Here is an 18345-nt window from a genome sequence, read left to right on the forward strand (position 1 = left end):
GGATCACTTCCCGTGCTTCACCGGGCAGGCGGCGGCGCCCGGCTGGGTGGACGGCTGGACGGAGGCGGACAGCGGTGCGGCGGCGTGCTCCGCGTCGCCGGGGTCGGCGGACCGCCGCTCGGTGAGCCGCAGGCGCAGTCCCCGTGAGCTCAGGCTGGTCTCCACCTTGGGCTGGAACGGCTGGTCGCCGACCGGGGACAGCTCCCAGCGGTCGACGATGGCGGTCAGCGCCAGGATGGCCTCGGTGAGGGCGAACTGGTCCCCGATGCACTTGCGGGCACCGGCGCCGAACGGGATGTAGGTGGCCCGGTCGGGCTGCGCATCGAGCCAGCGGTCCGGGTCGAACCGGTCGGGCTCGGCGTAGAGGTCGGCTCGGCGGTGCAGCAGGTAGGGGCTGAGCACGATGGTGCTGCCGCCCTTGAAACGCACGCCGCCCAGTTCGGCGTCCTCGCGGACGACACGGGTCATCATCCAGGCCGGCGGATACAGCCGCAGCGTCTCGGTCACCACCCGGGAGGCCAGGCCGAGCGAGGGCAGATGCGCCGGGTCGAGCTTCCCGCCCGCCAGGACCCGGTCGGTCTCGGCCTTCAGACGGTGCTGGACGTCCGGGTTCGTCGCGAGCAGGTGCAGCGCCCAGGCCAGGGTGATGGCCGTGGTCTCCATGCCGCCGAGGAAGAACGTGAGGGCCTCGTCGGCGAGTTCGGCGTCGTTGAGCTGCCGCCGGCCGTCCTCGCTCTCCTCGTCGACCGCGGCGACCAGCGTGGAGAGCAGATCGGCGTGGTCGGTCGGATCGGCCCGCCGCTCGGCGATGATCTCCGCGATGGTGGCGGCCAGCCGGGTGCGGGCGTCGTCATAGCGCCGCTTCTGCCGGGTCGGCAGCCGCCGCAGCAGGGCAGGCGTCATCATCCGGCGGAAGAACGCGCTCACGATCACCGCGGTGTCGGCCAGGCACCGCCGCATGGTCTCCGCCGGCAGCGCGCCGCTGAACATCGTCTCCATGGTGGCCCGCGTCGTGAGCGTCATCATCTCCTGGGTGACGTCGAGGACGTCGCCGTCCCGCCAGGAACCCGCCTTGGCCGCAGCCGCCCGCGCGAACACCGCGCCGTACCCGGCGAGGCGGGTCGGGTGGAACGAGGGCTGGCACAGCCGGCGCTGCCGCCGGTGCAGGGGATAGGCGCAGGTGGACAGGCCGTCGCCGATCACCTCGCGGATCCGGTCGTAGATCGGGCCGCCCTTGTCGAAGGTCCGGTCGTTCAGGAACACCTGCCGGGTCAGGTCGGGATCGCAGATCATCACGGCGGAACTCGGGCCGAGCCGGACACGGACCATCTCGCGGTATCCGGACAGCGACATGATGAACGCCAGCGGATCGCGGAGCAGCGGCAGCGCGTGGCCCAGCAGCGGCCACGCCCGCGGGGCCAGCGGCACCGACCCGGCGGAGGCCGTACTCGTGTCTGTCATGGGGAACCTCACTTCTTCGTTGAGTGGCCGTCCGGCACCGCGGTGACGGGATCGCGGGTGATCTCCAGCAGCGCGGTGGTCCAGCGGAAGCCGAGCCCGAAACTCACCACGAGGACCCGTTCTCCGGCCCGCAGCGTGCCGGAGCGGAACTCCCGGTCGAGCGCGAGCAGGACGTCACACGGTCCGCAGTGGCCGAGGTGCCGGCCGAAGGTCCAGCTCGTGTCGGCGGCCCGCAGGCCCAGCGGCGCACCGCCGAGCAGCAGGTCGAGCACCTCCGCTCCGATCGCGATGGGCACCACACGCGCGATGCCCTCCGGCCGGACGCCGGTCTCCTCGAGGACGGTCTCGACACAGCGGCGCGTGGACTGCCGCAGCGCGTCGATGTACGGCATGAATCCGGTCTCCTCGACGAGGAGTGGCCGGCCGCTGCCGTCGGCCGCCGTCCGGGCCCGGGTCAGGACCTCCAGCTGCGGCTGCGCGGCCTGGTCGGTCGCCAACAGCCGCGCGAAGCCCGTCCCCCGGGTGAGGACCGCGGCGGCGCCGGAGTCACCGGCCAGATGCCCCATCTCCGAGACATGGCCCCACCGCTCGGGCCGGAACCGGACACCGGCGGTCACCAGCGCGGCCTTCGCGGCCGGTTTGGCCGTGAGGTGTTCGGCCGCGGTGACCAGCGCGGCTCCCCCGCCGTCGCTGGCGGCGCCCAGTTCGATCGCGTTGGTGTCCGGCCCGCCGAGCACCCGCAGCAGATAGGCGGAGGGCGCGTAGTGGTCCTCGTCCTGGAAGTTGGCGTGCACCAGCAGGCTCAGGTCGGCGCCCGTGACGTCCGCGTGGCGCAGTGCCTTCAGACCGGCGCGGGCGGCCATCTGCGACGGCGTGCTGTCCGTGGAGACGGCGGCCGAGGTGAATCCGTTGAGCGCGACCAGGGAGGGCGGCCCGTTGTCCACCGGCTTGTCCCACGGCTCGTGTTTCTGCCGGATCGGCGGTATCCACGCACCGGTCCCGGCGATCGTGATGTCCTGCCACAACACTGCTGTCTCCTCGGCTGTCACGAATCGGCTGTCAGGAACGGACCGGTCGTGGCGCGTCGCCGCGGGGCCGGACGAGTTCTCCGCTGTGGTCCAGGGCGTGTGCGCTGACCCCGGATATCCGGGCCAGCACCTGCCCGTCACCGGTCAGCGCGGTCAGCTCCCCGGTGGCGAAGTCGCAGTGCAGCCGGATGACCGGATGCAGCGCGCTGAGCCGGCAGTCGTCGCCCGGCCCGCCCAGGTCGACCTCGTCGAGGCCGGCCATCGGCCCGACCAGCGGTGGAAGGTCACCGCGCGGCGGCAGCAGCAACAGGTGCACCATCGCGTCCAGCAGGATCGCCGGTACGGTCATCCCGGCCAGGACCGGAGCCCAGGCGGCGTGGTCCAGACGGAACCTGGCGCTGTTGCCGTCCGGCCCGCGGGCGTAGTCACCGGTGCCGGCGAACGGTCCGGTGAGCGAGATCGGCGGATCCGGGGAGTACACCGGCATCGCGAAGTCGGGTTCGGGTTCGTGGCCCGAGAAGTCGGGCGGTCCGGCGAGCGCCGGGAAGCGGTCCGCGAGCAGCACCCGCGTCTCGCACAGCAGGTCGTTGAAGCGCAGTACCTTGCCGTTCTTGCCGATCCGGTGTGCCGTGATCCGGACGGCCACCTCGGCGCGGTCGCCCGCACGGCTGACGACCCGGGCCTCCACCGCGACGGTGCGCATCGGCCCGGCGAGCCGGACCGTGATCGACGACCGGCAGACGAGACCGCGGAACCCGGTGACCCGCAGTCCGGGACAGAGGGTGGCCGCCGCCGCGGCAGCCGCCTCCAGGGTGAACGTGCCCGCGAGTGTGTACTCACCGTTGACCTGGTGATGACGCATCCACCGGCCGTCCCGCTCGGCGAGGGTGCCCGGATCCCAGGTCTTGGTGAACACGGCCCAGTCCTCGCCCCGGTACAGCACGCCGTCGAGCAGCGGTGTGGTCAGCTCCGGGTCCGGCGGGGCCGGAGCCGGCGCGTCCGGGGCCTCGATGCGCGGCTCGGCGCGGGAGCCGTGGGTGCTGATGCCCCGCCGGGCCAGCAGGACGCGTTCCTCCTCCCGGATGAAGAACGCCACTCCGCCCGCCGGCGGCCGGGTCACCGCGGACAGGAACTGCGCGCGTCCCTGCGCGGTGCTGATGTAGGCGTCCATCTTGTTGCGTTTGAGGGTCTCCCGCATGGTGACGCTGCTGGCGACGCCGACTTCGCGCCAGCCGCTCCACAGGACCGCGATCTCGTAACGGCCCGCCGGCCCGTGGCGCTGTGCCCTGGCGCTCGCGTACGCGAGGTACTCGTTGACGGCGCAGTAGTCGATGTCGCCGGGCGCGGGGGCGAGCGTCGCCAGGGTGCTGAAGTTGCACCAGATCCGGGGCGCGCGTCCGGCCAGGGCCCGCTTCAGGTTGCGGTAGCCGGTCGCCTTGGTGGCCCGCACGGCCCGGAAGTCCGTGAGGGTTTTGGCGTGCAGCGCACGCGAGCGCAGGTCGAGGACGGTGTTGATGAGCAGGTCGATCCGTCCGTGCCGGTCGAGGATCTCGCCGAGGACGGCGGTGGTGCGTTCGGCGTCGAGGACGTCGCATACACGGTGGTGGACCCGGTCCGGGCCGCACAGCTCCGCCAGCCGTCGCACCGTACGGCGCACCTCCAGGCGCGCCTCGGCCTTCTCGTAGGCGACGCGCAGCTCGCGCAGGGAGGCGTCGGGACGCCGTCGTCGCTCGGCGGCGATGAACTCGGCCTGCGGTGGCAGCGAGTCGTCGGTGTCCGGCAGCGGGGTGCGGCCGATGACGTACACATAGGGCCGGTCGGTGCCGTGGGCCACCTCGTGCAGCAGTTCGGGAGTGATCCCCCGGGCGCCGCCGAAGGCGACCACGACCGCGCCGGAGGGCAGCCGGACGCCGTCGGACGGGGAGACGGGGTCATCGGCCACGGCCAGGGCGAACCAGTCGTCCCCGCGGCAGGCCAGCGTATGGGTCGGCACCTGTGCGGTGCCCGCCCGCGCGAGCTGGTCCAGGGCGGTCGCCGCGTCCATCGCGTCGCTGATCAGGGTCAGTCCGCCGCACTGCGGCACCTCGGCCCGCACGGAGCGGACGAGACCGGTGAACAGCCCGCTCAGCGGGGGCGGCAGATCGTCCGGCACCGCTCCGAGCAGCAGTGCGGCGAGCGAGCCGCCGGAGCGCAGCGCGGGCAGCGCCGCCTGGAGCGTGGTGAAGGCGAGGTCCTGGAGGTCCTCCATCCGGGCGGCCTCGGCCTCCTCGCACCCGTCGTCGTCGATGGGCAGCCGGGACAGCACCCGGATGTGGCGCGGGACGAACGGCAAGCCGGTCAGCGCGCCGGGCGCGTCCTCGGGCGGGACATGGGCGGTGCCCGCGACGCCCGGCCGCGGTGACCAGACGGCGGTGTCCGGGCCGGTGACCGCGGCGGCGAGGTCCGGGGCGTCGGTGATGACGACGGTGCCCGGCGGGATCGACGGCGTGGCGGGCGCGGCCTGCGGCGGGGCGGTCGGCACGAGCCGGAAGGTCTGACGGCGGCCGGTGAACTCCTCGGTGTGTTCCGCACCGGCCGGTTCCGACCCGGCGTGCTCCGGCTGGAGGGGTGCTGGGTCGGCGTGCGCGGGCGCTGCGTTCGCGGATCCGGTGTGCTCGGATCCGGAGTGCTCGGATCCGGCGCGTTCCGGGTCGGCTTGCTCCCGTTGGGCCTGTTCCGGGCCGGTCAGCGCGTCCCGCTTCCCCGTCTCCCACCGGTCCGCTCCGGGATCGTCGTCCCGCGGGCCCGCGGGCGGGGTGAACCGGATCAGCGGCGAACCGGTGGCGGCGGGCCGGACCACGGTGTCCGTCTCCGTGACGACGGCCTTGAGAACCGTGAGCAGGGCGTCCAGGGAGAGATAGGTGTGTCCGGTGCCGGCCAGCACGGGAAGGGCGTGCGAGGGCGTGACCGGGTGCCCCGGGTCATCGGCGGCGACCTCGGCGGAGAGCGTGCCCAGGACGGGAAATCCGTGCTCCAGCGCGGTCGAGCGCCGGGTGACCGCCAGGACCGCGGCACCTTCCGCGATGGACCGGCCCTCCGGCACCAAGTGGGCGAGGTGCCGGTCCCAGCCACTGATCGGCCGCAGGCACACGGCGCCGACGAGGGCGAGGTCGCAGGCCCGGTGCCGGAGTTGACGCAGGGCCAGGTCGACGGCTGTGTGCGCGGAGTCCCGCTGGGAGTAGACGCTGGTCCCCAGGCCCTGGAAGTCGTAGTAGTTGGCGGCCCGGCCCGACAGGATGCAGGAGACCGCGCCGGTGAAGTCGTCCTCGTTCAGATCGCCGGGGATCACTCCCTTGGCCTCTGCCATGCCCTTCGCGAGGTACTCCTTGAGCGCCTGGGCCTGCGCCGGGTCGGGCAGCAGGTCGAACGCGGTGGCACACTCGGCGGCGTGCACCCGCAGCGCCGCCTGGGTGTTGTGCGTGGTCGGCAGGGTCGAGCCAATCACGATCGCCGTGGTGGGCCGCAGGCTCGTGCCCGGCTCGCCGAGCTGTTCCAGCAGCGGGCCGAGCGCCTGGAGCACCATCAGGTGGGCGGCGTCCATGTGCCGCATCGTCAGCGGCGGGATGCGCACGTCACGTGGGGAGGGCAGGGGGTACGGCGTGCCGAAATCGGGCTCCGGGAGCGGCCCGTCGCCGCGGAGCCAGGCGGGCACCTGATCGGGCTCCATGCCGGGAAGGTGGGTGTTCCAGCCCACGACGACCAGGTCCTCCCTGTCGTCGCGTATGTCGACGCCCCGCCTCCGCGCGGGGACGGACCGTGGCACGTGGTCGGACAGGACCACGTGCGCGTCCGCCCCGCCGAGGCCGAACGACGACACCCCGACGACACGTGGTCGCGCCCCGTCGGCCGGCCAGGGGGCGTCCTTGACCGGCACGGTCAGCCGCTCGCCGTCGCCCAGCAACGGATGCGGATCGGTGACCACGGGCTGGCCGGGTACCGCTCCGCGTTCGAGGGCGACCAGCGCGTGTGCGACCGAGACCAGGCCCGCCAGTACCCCGGTGTGCCCGAAGACCTGCTTGTTCGACGTCAGCAGACACGTCCGCTCGCCCGGTCCGAGCCGGGACAGCAACGAACGGAGTTCGATCTCGTCGCCGACCGGCGTTCCGGTGCCGTGCGCCACGACCCAGTCCACGTCGTCGGCCTCGACGCCCGCGTCCGCCCAGGCACGGGCGATCGCCAGCTCCTGCCCACGCGTCGCCGGGGCGTGGATGCCCTTGCCCCGTCCGTCGGCGGCGAGCCCGGTGCCCCGGATGACGCCGAGCACCCGGTCGCCGTCCGCGACGGCCCGCGCGTACGGCTTCAGGACGAGCGCGACGGCGCCCTCGCCGATCAGGGTCCCGTCGGCCGCCCGGTCGAAGGGCCGTACCCGGCCGCTCATCGAGATGCCCTGGGCCCGGCAGAACAGCGTGAACCCGATCGGCTCGATCACCGAGGTGCCACCGGCCAGCGCCACGTCGCAGGAACCCTCGCGCAGCGCCTTGACCGCCGCGTCCAGGGCGAACAGCCCGCTGGCGCAGGCCGCGTCGAGGGTCACGTGCTGTGTGTCACCGGGGATCAGCCCGCGCAACGCGTTGCGGACGACGGACGCGGGCAGGTAGGACTGCGGATCGCCGCCGTCACCGCCGTACCGCGCGCTGATCGCGTGGTCGGCAAGCTCCGCCAGCCAGTCGCCGTCCCGGTCGGCGGGGATCGCCTCGCGCACCATGCGCCGGTACTCGTCGCCGAGGACGATGCCCTGGGGGCCGAGCCCGGTCTGGTCGTGGATGCCGGTGGTCGCGGTGAGCCAGCGGTCGGTCGGACGCCGGTGCACCCCCGTCAGCGCCTGGACGGCGCAGTGCCGCAGCCAGCGGGTGGTCCGCGGCCAGCCGGGGTGTCCTATGTTCCCGTCCGGTTCGGCGACCGAGGCGGGGTCCGGCACGAAGTCGTGGAGGTATCCGGCCTCGCGGACGTAGAAGGCGTCGGTCTCCTCGCGGGTGGGAGCCCAGAAGTGCTTCAGGTCGAAGGCGGACGGCTCGCTGGAAAGCAGGACGCCCTCCCGCAGCCGGTCCCAGAACTCCGCTGTGTTGTTGGCCCCGGGCAGCGCCAGGCCGAGTCCGACGACCGCGACGGCACCGGGATCCGCCTCCGCCGACCGGTCCGGCGCCTCGTCCGACACAGGGGTCACCACTGGCCGGGGCGTTGGGGGCGGTGCGGGGGCTGGTGCAGCCGCGGTTGGAGCGGAGGCTGATGGCGCGGGGGCGGGTGCGGTCGCGGACAGCGCGGACGCAGACGGCGCGGGGGCGGGTGCGGGTGCGGACGCAGACGGCGCGGGGGCCGGTACGGTCGCGGATGGCGCGGACGCTGTCGGCACCGACGCCGACAGGACCGGGCGGCGGGCGGGCTTGCTCACCTGGTCGGCCAGCCTGCTGTGCAGTCGCAGGCCCTGCATCCCGCCGATGCTGATACCCCCGTCGGCGACGAGGGTCTGCCCGGTGATGAAACCGGCGTCCTCGTGGAGGAGGTGCACGATCAACCGGGCCGCCTCCGGCGTCGAGAGGGTGCGGTTCATCAGTTCGTCGACCGCATCCGCGCCGCCGACCGTCGCCGGGCCGTCGAGGTTCACGACGATCTCGCTGGCAACGGAGCCCAGCAGCACGGTGTTGACCCGGATGCCCTGGCCGACCAGTTCCAGCGCGAGATAGCGGACCAGCGACTCAAGGGCCGCCTTGGTGACACCACCGGGACCGTAGCCCGGAACCGGCTGGTGCGCCCCGACGCTGGACAGGCAGAGGATGCTCGCGCCCTCGCGTCCCGTCATCAGCTCGGCCGCCCGGCGCGAACAGTGGTAGGCCGCCATCACATTGGTGGACCACGCCCGCTGCCAGTAGGTGTCGTCGATGTCGAACAGGGGCAGGAACGCCCCGCCCGCGGCGTTGTTGATCAGGATGTCCAGGCCACCGTGGCGCTCCTGGACCAGGTCGAACATCCGGTCGATCTCGCTGGTCTTGGCCACGGAGGCGCGGATGAACTCACAGCTGTGGCCGGCCTGTTCCAGTTCCTCCTGGAGCAGCTTCGCCTGGTCGACCGAGTGGAAGTAGTTCACGATCACATGGGCACCGCCCCGCGCCAGACGGCGCACGATGTCCGCACCAAGGCTCTTCGCGGCGCCCGTTACGAGGGCGATCTTGCCCCGCAGGCTGTCGTCCGTCACCCGGCGGCCTCCGCCCGGCCCTGTACGACGCCCTCCGCGATCCGACGCAGCGTACCGGCGGTCAGCAGCGAGGTGTTCGACTTCAGATCGGGCAGGTCGTACCGCTCGGAGACCCGGCCGAGCAGGGTGACCTGCTTGAGCGACTCCACGCCCAGCTCGGACTCCAGACCGTCGTCCTCGCCGAGCAGGTCCGGCGGGTAGCCCAGGAAGTCACCGTAGAGCGTGCGCAGCTCGGCCAGCACCGTTTCGTAGTCCAGCCCGGCAGACGGCGGGGCGACCGCGTCCACCGGAGCGGCCGACGCGACAGGAGCTGCCGGAGCATCGGCGGCGACCGGAGCGGGCGGAGCGTAGGAGACGACCGGAGCGGCCGGGGCGGGCGGAGCGGCGGGCTCCGCGTAGTGCACCGGGGCGGCGGGCACGGCCACGGAGACCCGGGCCGGCGCCTCGGCGACGGCGACCGCCGCAGGCGGACCGGCCGGTTCGGGCGCGCTCACCCGCGCGGAGGGCAGGAGCCTGTCGCCCGGCCGTACCGGCGGGCGCGAGTAGAACGGGCCGATCGCCGTGGAGTCCTCGGCCAACGCCCGGACGGCTCCGACCGGATCGCTCTCGCTGAGCGGTACGACACACCGCACACCCGGGATCGATGCCTCGACGAACTTGGTGACGACGGGCCACTCCCCGCACTCGACGAAGACGTCGGCACCCGCCGCGTGCAGCTCGCGGACCGTGTGCAGCATCCGGACCCGGGCGGTGAGCGCACCGGCGACGAGGTCGACCGGGTCGTCGTCGCCGACGTCCCGCCCCAGCCAGGGGGAGCGCACCCGCCAGCGTCCGGAGCCGTACGCGGCCCTCGGCGCGGTCGCCCGGAGATCCCGCGCGGCCTGCGCCATCGCCGGAGTGTGCGTCGGGTGCGGGACGTCCAGGGGAAGGCTCGGCCAGCCGAGCGCGTCGGCGACCCGCTCCACATGCCGGATCAGTTCCTCGGGCCCGCTGATGACGCTTTGTCGAGGGGCGTTCTCGCAGGCCAGTACCAGGTGGGGGTGGTCGATCAGCCCGGCGAGCGACTCCGCCCGCCGACCGTCCACGCCGACCGCGAGCATCTTCCCCCGCCAGCTCTGCCGGGTCAGCGCCTGGGACCGGGCGACGGCCAGGCGCGCGGCGTCCTCCACCGGCAGGTGGCCCGCGGCGGCCAGGGCCCACAGCTCCCCGATGCTCTGTCCGACGATCGCGATGGGCTCGACGCCTTCGGCGACCAGCATGTGGTGCGTCGCGAGACTGACGGCGAATATCTCCAGATACTGGACCTCGGGACCGCGCCGGTCGCTCGTGCCGTTGTCCTCGATCAGCCTGGTGCTGATGTCGGGCAGCCCCAGGCCCCCGGCTGCCTTGTCGATGCGGGACAGCGCGTCACGGACGGTCTCGTAACGGTCGTGGAGGTCGCGAAGGACGCCCCCGCGCGGAGCGGCCACAGTTCCGGGCATGACGAAGACAGCATCCACCTGTGCATCACCCTCATTTCGGTCCCGGCCTCCGGCGAGGCCTCATCCGCCGACCGGGCTCCAAAACGCCATGACGGCGCAATAAAACCCGCGGCAATACGTTCACTTACTGCGCTATACCGGAGTGGTGGGTCCAGCGAAATGGACCCCGGGCAGAAATATGTTTCCCTGCGCATTTTCGCGTCGTACGGGGCCCGCATTTACGGTATCTGGGCCTCTTCCGGAGCGGCAATGATGTTCAGGCAACTAGTTTCAGCCTAAATCGATCATGCATTTCAATTTGGCCAATCACACGTAGGCGCCCTTGCCGCCACGCGAGGTCGCATGCTAATCCCGGCCGTCCCGCCGCAACAGTGGTCACCTTGTGGCCGTTTTATCACGATTCATATTCGGATATTTATGCACGATTCAACCGCACAGATGGCCTGGCTCGACGATCCGACGTGACCGGAACCGGTCGCACGGTCGGCGTCGGTCGCGTACCGTGGCCCGCCCCGTCCGGTCCGTCCGTCACGTTCACCAACTCAATAATCGGCCAATCAGCCGACACATGAGGCGGGGTCATGTTTACCGGCGACACCGCCGGACGACCAACGGAACGGCGCCTTTTCGACGGCTGCCCGCGGACCATGACCGTGCCGCCGCGATGACCGGATTCCGGCGGCGGAGACAAGCCGATGTCCGGCAGGCCGGGGGAACGGTCGTCGAGACCGGCGATTCGCCACGGCATTCCGGCAGGTGAGCACGCCGACCACGGGACGGAGCGACCACACCCCGTCGTTTCCGCACCCTCCTCGGCCGCGGGCGGGCACGCACGGCGGTCCCGCCCGCGGGCCGCGCCGACATCTGCTGCCGCCCGGCTCTTGCCCTCGTCTCTCAGCAGCGGTAATTCCGTGAGGTGACGCCGTTCTCGTCGCGTCCAGCTGATCCGGACGATCCGGACGGTCCGCGGTCCGCGGTCCGCGGTCCGCATGAAGCCGAGGAGGCGTCCACCGTCGACACCGCCGACTGGCGCGGGGCAGAGGGAGACCTTATGGATCAAGGACTCGCGGCCTTCTTCGCCAGCATGGCGGCCCTTCTCGGTGCCCTCATCGGCGGCGGTTTTTCGGCACGCGCGGCGCGGATCGGCGGCGAGAAGACCGTGGAGGCCGCGCGCCGGCAGGTGAAGGACCAGGCGCAGGCGGAGTCGGAGCGATGGCTCCTGCAGGCGCGGCATGACGCCTATCAGGTCATCTTGGGGGCCATCGACACGTACGCGGACGCGCTCATCCTGCCTACGACAGAAGCAGAAGCCGCAGAGACAGCGAAACAACGGTTCCGCTCGGCTGAATTACGAGTCAAGGTAGTAGGTCCCGAGACGGTCCGAAACGCCGCCCACGAATTGTCACTTACCTTTATCAGCGTGCAACGTGTCCTCGACGACGGGCAGCCGATCGAGTCCTGGATGGCGAGTCGGATCGAGGAACGTCACAGCGCGTTCGTCAACGCCGTAACCGCGGTGTACGCGTGGGAGCCCGAGGCCGCGCGCGACGTTCCATGAGGTGGCGGCAACCGCTCAGCGGGATGTGCGAGCCTCCGTATCAGGCGTTTGACCCTTGACCTTGGGCGGTACGCAGAACCATGCGAGACCCGCGGCGGCCAGATACGCGAGCGCGCCGATGGCCATGCTGGTGCGCAGCCCCTCGCCGTAGTCGGCAGCCGTGGCCAGCAGGGTGCCACCGAGCGCCACGCCGATGGCGCTTCCGAGCTGGCGGGTGGTGTTGAACAAGGCGGAGGCGGTCCCTGAGCAGGCCGGGGGCGCGGCGCTCATGATCGTGGAGGCGGAACCGGTGAGTGCGAAGGAGGTGCCGAATCCCGCCGCCATCATCGGGGCCACCAGCAGCGGGTAGGCGGGGTCGGCTCCCGCCGCGACCCAGCCGGCCAGCCCCAGGCCCGCCAGAAGCATGCCGGTGAACACCAGCGGACGATCACCGGTCGTGCGGGCCAGCCGCCCGGACAGGACGGAGGCGAACATGGTCATCGCCACCGCGGGGAACAGCGCCAGGCCGGTGACGAGGGCGCTGTAACCGCGCTGGTGCTGGAAGTCCAGGCTGGCGGTGAACACCATGCCGTAGAAGCCGAAATTGAACAGCAGGCCGATGACGGCTCCGCCGCCCAGCGCACGCGAGCGCAGCAGGCTCGGCGGAACGGCGGGCGAGCGGGCCAGCCGCTCGCGCACCAGGAACGCCATCGCGGCCAGTACGGACAGGCCCACCCCGGCGAGGACGGCCGGATCGGACCAGCCACGCCGGCCGACCTCGTTGAGCGCGGCGGTCACCAAGGCCACCGCTGCCACCACCGCGCACTGAGCCGGCCAGTCCAGAGCCCGGGCGGTGAGCCGGTCGGAGGGTGCCACGTGGCGCAGCGTCAGCGCCAGGCAGGCGACGCCGACGGGCAGGTTGATGAGGAACACCCACCGCCAGCCCACGGTGGAGACCAGCAGCCCGCCCAGCAGCGGCCCCGCCGAGGCCGCGATGCCCGCGATGGAGCCCCATACCCCGAAGGCCCGCGAGCGGGCGGCCGGAGCCGGATACGCCTGCTGGAGAAGAGCCAGTGAGCCGGGCACGATCAACGCCGCGCCGAGACCCTCCACCGCCCGGGCGGCGACCAGGACGGGGGCACTCGGCGCGAATGCGCACGCGGCCGAGGACACGGTGAACACCACTACGCCGGTGCAGAAGATCCGGCGGTTTCCCAGCCTGTCCCCCAGCGCACCGCCGCTCAACAGAAACCCGGCGAAGACCAAGGTGTACCCGTCGGTGATCCACTGGATGCCGGTGAGCGAAGCCGACAGCTCCCGGCCGATCACCGGCACGGCCACATTGATGACCGTCACGTCCAGGATCACCATGAAGTACCCGGCGCACACGGCCAGCAGCGGGACCCAGTGCCGCATGCCGGTCACCGGGCCGGACTCTGAAGAGGACGCGGGATCGCCGCCACCGGTCGACTCCGCGAACGCCACGTCCCCGACTCCGTCCGCTCGCGAAGGCTCCACAACAAAAGGCAGAATAGGGGATAAATAGGGTGCGGAGAGAGAATCAGCGGCCCGGATCACGCCGTGGATACTGGACACGTGGCCCATCCTCGCGAAGATCCGCCGTTCCTCCCCACCGAACTGCGGCCCTACCTGGAGGAACTCGTCCGGCGCACCCGCACGGTGTGCGGGCCTCATCTGGTGAGTGTCGTCGCGGTCGGTTCCCTCGCGCTGCGGGACTATCGGCACGGACGCAGCGACGTCGATGTGACGGTTGCCGTGGAGCCGTCACTGCCCGGACCAGCCCTGCCCGACCTGGCCGGGGCCCTCGCCCACCCAAAGCTGCCCTGTCCGGCGGCGGGCCTGGAACTGGTGGTCTACGGAACGGATTTCCTCAGCCGCCCCTCCGGTGCGGCCGGGTACCTTCTGGACCTCAACACCGGCCCGCTGCTGCCGAACCGGGCCAGCTTCGACGCGGCGCGATCGCCGGCGTTCTGGTACGTCATCGACCGCTCCGTCGCCCATCAGACCGCGCTCTCGCTGTTCGGCCGCCCCGCACGGGAGGTGATCGCCGCGCCGGAGCGACCGGACCTGCTCGCCGCGATCCGCGCTTCCGTCCGTGAGCACAGCGACGGCGAGGGTCACCTCGCGGACAACCGTGTGCTCAACGGCTGCCGCTCGGTGGTGTTCTGCCGTACGGGTCGCTGGCTGGCCAAGCGCGGGGCGGCACGGGAAGTCGCCCTGGCCGAGGAGGATTTCCGGCCGCTCATCGAGGCCGCGGTGCGCAGCTTCGAGCGCCCCCGCTCATCCGCGATCCACCTGCCCGCCGCCGAGGTGCGAGCCTTCCTGGCCTGGGTACGCGAACGGGTCGATCAGACCACCCGGACGACCGGGGCCTGAGCGGGGAGGCCAGGCGAAAGGCCCCATCGACAGAACGGCCTTCGCCAACCGCGGACCCGGCTCAGGGCCGCAGCAGGATGCGGATCGGGTTGCCCTCCCGGTCACGCAGCCGGCGGATGGCCTCGTTCACGTCCTCCAGTGGCAGGATCGCGCTGACCGACCCGGAGATGTCCAGACGGCCCCGGGCGGTCAGCTCGACCAGGTCCTCCAGATGCTCCATGCGATACCCGGTGTGTCCGATCACGGTGTGGCGGTTGCGCACGAAGTGGAGTTCGGGGCCCACGGACAGCGGGTCGGGAGAGATGCCGACGAGCACCAGGCGGCCTCGATGGCCGAGGGCACGCTCTGCCTGGGTGAAGGAGGGCGCGCGGCCGACGCAGTCGAAGGCGACGTCCAGGCCCTTGCCCGCCGTGATCTCCTGCAGCCTGGCCCGGGTGTCCTCGTCCGTCGGGTCGAGCGCGAAATCGGCGCCCAGGGCGAGGGCACGCTCGCGTGCGGCGGGCAGGGGGTCGAGGGCGACGATCGGGGAGGCGCCGCAGATGCGGGTCAGCTGCACGAGGTGGGTGCCCAGGCCCCCCAGCCCCCAGATGCCCACGGATTCGGCGGACCGCAACTGGGCGGTGTCGATGGCGCCGTACGGGGTGGACACGGCGTCGGCGAGCACGGCGGCGTGTTCCAGGGGTACGGAGTCGGGCACGGCGATGAGCGTGGTGGCGTCGGTCAGTACGTACTCGGCCCAGGCCCCGTCGTAGTGGAAGGCCATGACCTGGAGGTCTTCACAGGTGTTCGTGCCACCGCCGAACCGGCAGGCGGGACACGTGCCGCACGCCTTCCCCGCGCCCAGGACCACCCGGTCGCCCGCATTCCAGTGCCCGGCGCCGTCGCCGACCGCCGCCACCACGCCCGACGCCTCGTGCCCGGGGGTGACCACCGGCAGCCGGGGCGCGATATGGCCGTCGAGCTGACTCAGGTCCGACTGGCAGATGCCGCACGCGGCCACCTTGACCACGACCTCGCCCGCTCCCGGCCGGGGCACGGGCACATCCTCGACCGTGAGCGTGCCCGCTGCCGTGTCGAACCGCGCCGCGCGCATCGTGGCCGGGAGGGCGTCCGCCACGGCGTCCGCCGTTGAGTGCGCGCCGGAGCGTATCGGTCCTGCGTCCAAGGTCATCCGTGGTTCCTTTCAGGTGCTTCGCCGGGTCGAGCGGCCGGTCACCGCGCCAGTACGGGACGGCGAGTGATCATGATGCCGCACGCAGTCTGCCGTATGCGGCGCATCCGCCGGCAGGCCCTGAGGCCCCGTCACCGGTGCGCGTCGCGCAGCAGAGTGTCAACGGTGCGGTCGACGAAGGTGGTGAGTTCCTGCGCGTCCTGGCGTCCGAAGGTGGAGGTCCACAGGGCGAAGCGGCCGAAGAGGGCGGACCACAGGAGGATCGCGGTCTGTTCGGCACCATCCGGCCAGCTCAGTCCTTCCTCTTCACATGCGTGGATGGCGTCCAGCCACTGCCGCCACAGCAGGCGGGCCGGGTGGGTCTGGCCGGGCTCGCCGAAGCTGGACGAGTTATGACCGAACATCAGGCGGATGACACCGCGCTCGGTGCGGGCGAAGGTGCAGAAGGCGTTCGCCTGGGCGCGGAGGCGTTCGCCGGCGTCGGCTCCGTGGTCGGCCGCCTGGGCGTCGGCGTCGCGCATGGCCGCGACGACACGTTGGTAGCCGTCCTCGGCGACGGCGCGGGCGAGCTGGTCCTTGTCGGCGAAGTGCAGATACATGCTCTGAGCTGCGATGCCGACTTCGCGTGCGACCTCCCGGAGGGACACCGGCAGCGGGTTTCCCGTGAGCTTCTGGTCGAGGAGCCGTGCCACGGCGGCCAGAATCTCCGCGCGGAGCCGGTCCCCCTGGCCGCGGGGATTGCGCCTGCGGGTGGTGTCGGTGGCGGTGTCCTCGTTCATGCACCTCATTCTGCGATACCTCGACGGCCAGTCCTTCCGTCGTCAGGGGTCCGCCCGGCTCACCAGGTGACCGGAAGGGAGTTGAGGCCATAGACGATGGAGTTCTTCTTGAACGGCAGGTCGTCCTGGGCGATGGCGAGCCGCAGCCCGGGGATGCGTTCGAAGAGCCGCGGCCAGGCGACCTGCATCTCCACCCGCGCCAGGTTCTGGCCCAGGCACTGGTGGGAGCCGAATCCGAACGCCACGTGGCGACGGGCGTTGCGCGCGATGTCGAGCGTGTCCACGGGGCACTCGTCCTCGTTGGCACCGAAGGCGCGAGGGTCCCGGTTTCCCGCGATCAGCGAGACGATGACTCCCTCGCCCTTGCGGACAAGCTGCCCGCCCACCTCGACGTCTTCAAGGGCCACACGCCGCGGATCGGTGGAGACGATGCTCCAGTAGCGCAGCATCTCCTCCGCGGCACTCGGGGCCAACTCGGGGCGGGCCCGCAGCCGGTCGCGCTGGTCGGGGTTGACCAGGAGCGCCACCGTGCCCAGGCTCAGCATGTTGGCGGTGGTCTCGTGCCCGGCGCCGACCAGGATCCCGACCAGGACGGGCATCATCTCGGGCGCGAACCCGTCCGGGCCGATGTGGTGGGCCAGCAGCCGGCTGATCATGTCGTCCGAGGGCTCACGGCGTTTGCGCTCGACGAGGGCCTCGTAGTACGCGAACGCCTCCCGCTGCGTACGGGCGCGCTCCTCGTGGCTGACGTCCAGGTCCGTCCCGGCGTTGGCGTGCCGCTCGAAGAGGTGGTGGTCCTCGTAAGGGACGCCGAGGATGAGGCAGATGGCCCGGGAGGGCAGGGGCAGCGCGAAGTCCCGGATGAAATCGGCCGGGCCGCCCTTGGCGAGCATGGTGTCGATCAACTCGTCCGTGATCCGCAGCAGGTTCTCGCGCATCGCCTGCGTGCGCTTGACGCTGAACTCCTTGGTGAGCATCTGCCGCAGCCGGGCGTGCTCAGGGTCGTCCAGCCGCAGGAACAGACCGCCCTCGTGTTCGGGCTGGTTGGAGTGGACCAGCGGGAAGTCGGGGTTGCGCACATCGGCGCTGAAGGACGGGCTGGAGAGAACGGCACGGATGTCCGCGTGCCGGGTGGCCAGCCAATGTGTGGAGCCGTCCCAGATGGTGACCTTGTGGAGACCGCCGGCTTCCCGGAACGCGGTGTGCCGCGGAGGTGCGCTGAACGGACAGGTGCGCGGGGCGGGGAAGAACGGAGCTTCCTCGGTGGAAGCGGTATCGGATGCGGTGGTCGTCATCTCGCCTTCCTTGCTGAGGAGTTGATGGCAGCCTGACACACGTCACCTTACGAGTGTCAGGCTGAGTGAGGCAAGGGCTGTCCGGCCGTCAGAACATGGCCACCGAGAGGCCGACCGCGTGTGCACCTCCTGCAGTGACCGCGGCCACCGCGCCAGCTCATCGGCGGGATCAGCCTCCGCGTGGCAATCACACGGATGTACCATCCAGCACCAACGTGGTGTGCGCCCAGATGAGGGAGCTTGTAGTGGACACTCCTGCCGATAACACCAGCCTGAAATCCCAGTACGCGGCTCAGGTTGCCGCCGATCTGGAACGCAACTCCGCCGAACACGAGCGTCTCAGCTCCGAAATCGCCTCACTGCAACAGCAGTTGGCGGTGCTGGAAGGCAACCGGACGCTTCTGCTCAGCATGCGAGAGACTCTTGGTGACGACGCCGCCTGTGGCGCACCGGAGAACGGTGGCGTCAGCGACCCTGAGGATGATTCGTCCGCGACACGGGAATCCGCGGCGCTGCCTGCCAAGCGCAAGCCCCGGAAGAAGGCCGACGCGACCAGCGGAAAGCGGAAGGGCGCGGAGTCGGCCGACAGCCGCCCGAGCCGCAAGCCGGTACGCGAAGCGGGCGCGCCCACGCTCCGGGAGCTCGTGCGCAATGACCTCACCCAGCACGGCGAGCCCCGCTCCGCAGCCGAGATCACCGCCACTCTCACCCAGGCTCTTCCGGAACGCGACATCAAGCCCACGGTCGTCCGCAGCACCCTCGAATCACTCGTCGCCAAGGGCCAAGCACACCGCACCAAGCAGCAGAAGTCCGTCTTCTACTCGACTGCCACCCTGGACGCGGACACCAGCGCGGCCGAGCCCAGCGAGGCACGCCCTTCCTGAGAGACCCCGGGCGACGAGGCAAGCTGTGCCGCTGCCCGCTCGGCACCCACGTACGCGTGCCACGTTCCGCACTCACGAGCGCG

The 18345-nt window shown here is 71.5% G+C and carries 11 protein-coding genes; 3 read left to right on the forward strand and 8 right to left on the reverse strand.

Going from position 1 to position 18345, the window contains the following annotated elements; all coding sequences use genetic code 11:
- Positions 1 to 3: 3 nt before the first annotated feature.
- Genes CGL27_RS03230 through CGL27_RS03245 form a run of 4 tightly spaced genes read right to left on the reverse strand, consistent with a single transcriptional unit; the run spans position 4 to position 10199 of the window.
- Positions 4 to 1461, reverse strand: coding sequence for a cytochrome P450 (locus CGL27_RS03230; protein ID WP_119984354.1), 1458 nt, complete (start codon positions 1459 to 1461; stop codon positions 4 to 6).
- Positions 1462 to 1469: 8 nt separating this feature from the next.
- A complete protein-coding gene (locus CGL27_RS03235) occupies positions 1470 to 2510 on the reverse strand; it encodes a 3-oxoacyl-[acyl-carrier-protein] synthase III C-terminal domain-containing protein (protein ID WP_150112909.1) in 1041 nt (346 codons plus the stop codon).
- Positions 2511 to 2520: 10 nt separating this feature from the next.
- The gene (locus CGL27_RS03240) at positions 2521 to 8718 is read right to left on the reverse strand and encodes an SDR family oxidoreductase (RefSeq protein WP_119984356.1); all 6198 of its coding nucleotides are present in this window, start codon (positions 8716 to 8718) and stop codon (positions 2521 to 2523) included.
- Complete coding sequence (locus tag CGL27_RS03245) at positions 8715 to 10199, reverse strand: acyltransferase domain-containing protein (protein WP_162952858.1); 1485 nt, start codon at positions 10197 to 10199, stop codon at positions 8715 to 8717. Before CGL27_RS03245 ends, CGL27_RS03240 begins: the two co-directional genes overlap by 4 nt.
- 1051 nt (positions 10200 to 11250) lie before the next feature.
- Here CGL27_RS03245 and CGL27_RS03250 point away from each other — a divergent pair.
- Positions 11251 to 11757 (forward strand): hypothetical protein, encoded by a 507-nt coding sequence (locus tag CGL27_RS03250; protein ID WP_119984360.1) that lies wholly within the window; start codon positions 11251 to 11253, stop codon positions 11755 to 11757.
- A gap of 15 nt (positions 11758 to 11772) precedes the next feature.
- Here the strand turns inward: CGL27_RS03250 and CGL27_RS03255 are convergent, their stop codons facing one another.
- Positions 11773 to 13221: an MFS transporter gene (locus CGL27_RS03255; RefSeq protein ID WP_205587609.1), complete on the reverse strand. Its 1449-nt coding sequence runs from the start codon at positions 13219 to 13221 to the stop codon at positions 11773 to 11775.
- Positions 13222 to 13332: 111 nt separating this feature from the next.
- Here CGL27_RS03255 and CGL27_RS03260 point away from each other — a divergent pair, with 111 nt between their 5' ends.
- Positions 13333 to 14133 (forward strand): aminoglycoside adenylyltransferase domain-containing protein, encoded by an 801-nt coding sequence (locus CGL27_RS03260; protein ID WP_119984362.1) that lies wholly within the window; start codon positions 13333 to 13335, stop codon positions 14131 to 14133.
- A 61-nt stretch (positions 14134 to 14194) separates the two neighbouring features.
- Here the strand turns inward: CGL27_RS03260 and CGL27_RS03265 are convergent, their stop codons facing one another.
- From CGL27_RS03265 to CGL27_RS03275, 3 genes are all read right to left on the reverse strand, one after another.
- On the reverse strand, positions 14195 to 15304 hold the full coding sequence (locus tag CGL27_RS03265; RefSeq protein ID WP_119984364.1) for a zinc-binding dehydrogenase: 1110 nt from the start codon (positions 15302 to 15304) through the stop codon (positions 14195 to 14197).
- Between the two features lie 131 nt (positions 15305 to 15435).
- Complete coding sequence (locus CGL27_RS03270; protein WP_237298400.1) at positions 15436 to 16083, reverse strand: TetR/AcrR family transcriptional regulator; 648 nt, start codon at positions 16081 to 16083, stop codon at positions 15436 to 15438.
- Positions 16084 to 16142: 59 nt separating this feature from the next.
- Entirely contained in the window at positions 16143 to 17378 is a 1236-nt protein-coding gene (locus tag CGL27_RS03275; protein WP_119984366.1) for a cytochrome P450, read from the reverse strand.
- 230 nt (positions 17379 to 17608) lie between these two features.
- On the opposite strand from CGL27_RS03275, the gene CGL27_RS03280 reads away from it, so the two are divergent.
- Positions 17609 to 18262, forward strand: coding sequence for a hypothetical protein (locus CGL27_RS03280; protein WP_162952859.1), 654 nt, complete (start codon positions 17609 to 17611; stop codon positions 18260 to 18262).
- Positions 18263 to 18345 lie beyond the last annotated feature (83 nt).

The organism is Streptomyces sp. 11-1-2 (genome assembly GCF_003595545.1).
GTDB classification, from domain to species: Bacteria; Actinomycetota; Actinomycetes; order Streptomycetales; family Streptomycetaceae; genus Streptomyces; species Streptomyces hygroscopicus_B.

Coding starts and splice junctions, on each gene's coding strand:
- CGL27_RS03230 (WP_119984354.1), bottom strand. CDS start 1,461: ATGACAGACACGAGTACGGCCTCCGCCGGGTCGGTGCCGCTGGCCCCG.
- CGL27_RS03245 (WP_162952858.1), bottom strand. CDS start 10,199: ATGCCCGGAACTGTGGCCGCTCCGCGCGGGGGCGTCCTTCGCGACCTC.
- CGL27_RS03250 (WP_119984360.1), top strand. CDS start 11,251: ATGGATCAAGGACTCGCGGCCTTCTTCGCCAGCATGGCGGCCCTTCTC.
- CGL27_RS03265 (WP_119984364.1), bottom strand. CDS start 15,304: ATGACCTTGGACGCAGGACCGATACGCTCCGGCGCGCACTCAACGGCG.
- CGL27_RS03270 (WP_237298400.1), bottom strand. CDS start 16,083: ATGAACGAGGACACCGCCACCGACACCACCCGCAGGCGCAATCCCCGC.
- CGL27_RS03275 (WP_119984366.1), bottom strand. CDS start 17,378: ATGACGACCACCGCATCCGATACCGCTTCCACCGAGGAAGCTCCGTTC.
- CGL27_RS03280 (WP_162952859.1), top strand. CDS start 17,609: ATGAGGGAGCTTGTAGTGGACACTCCTGCCGATAACACCAGCCTGAAA.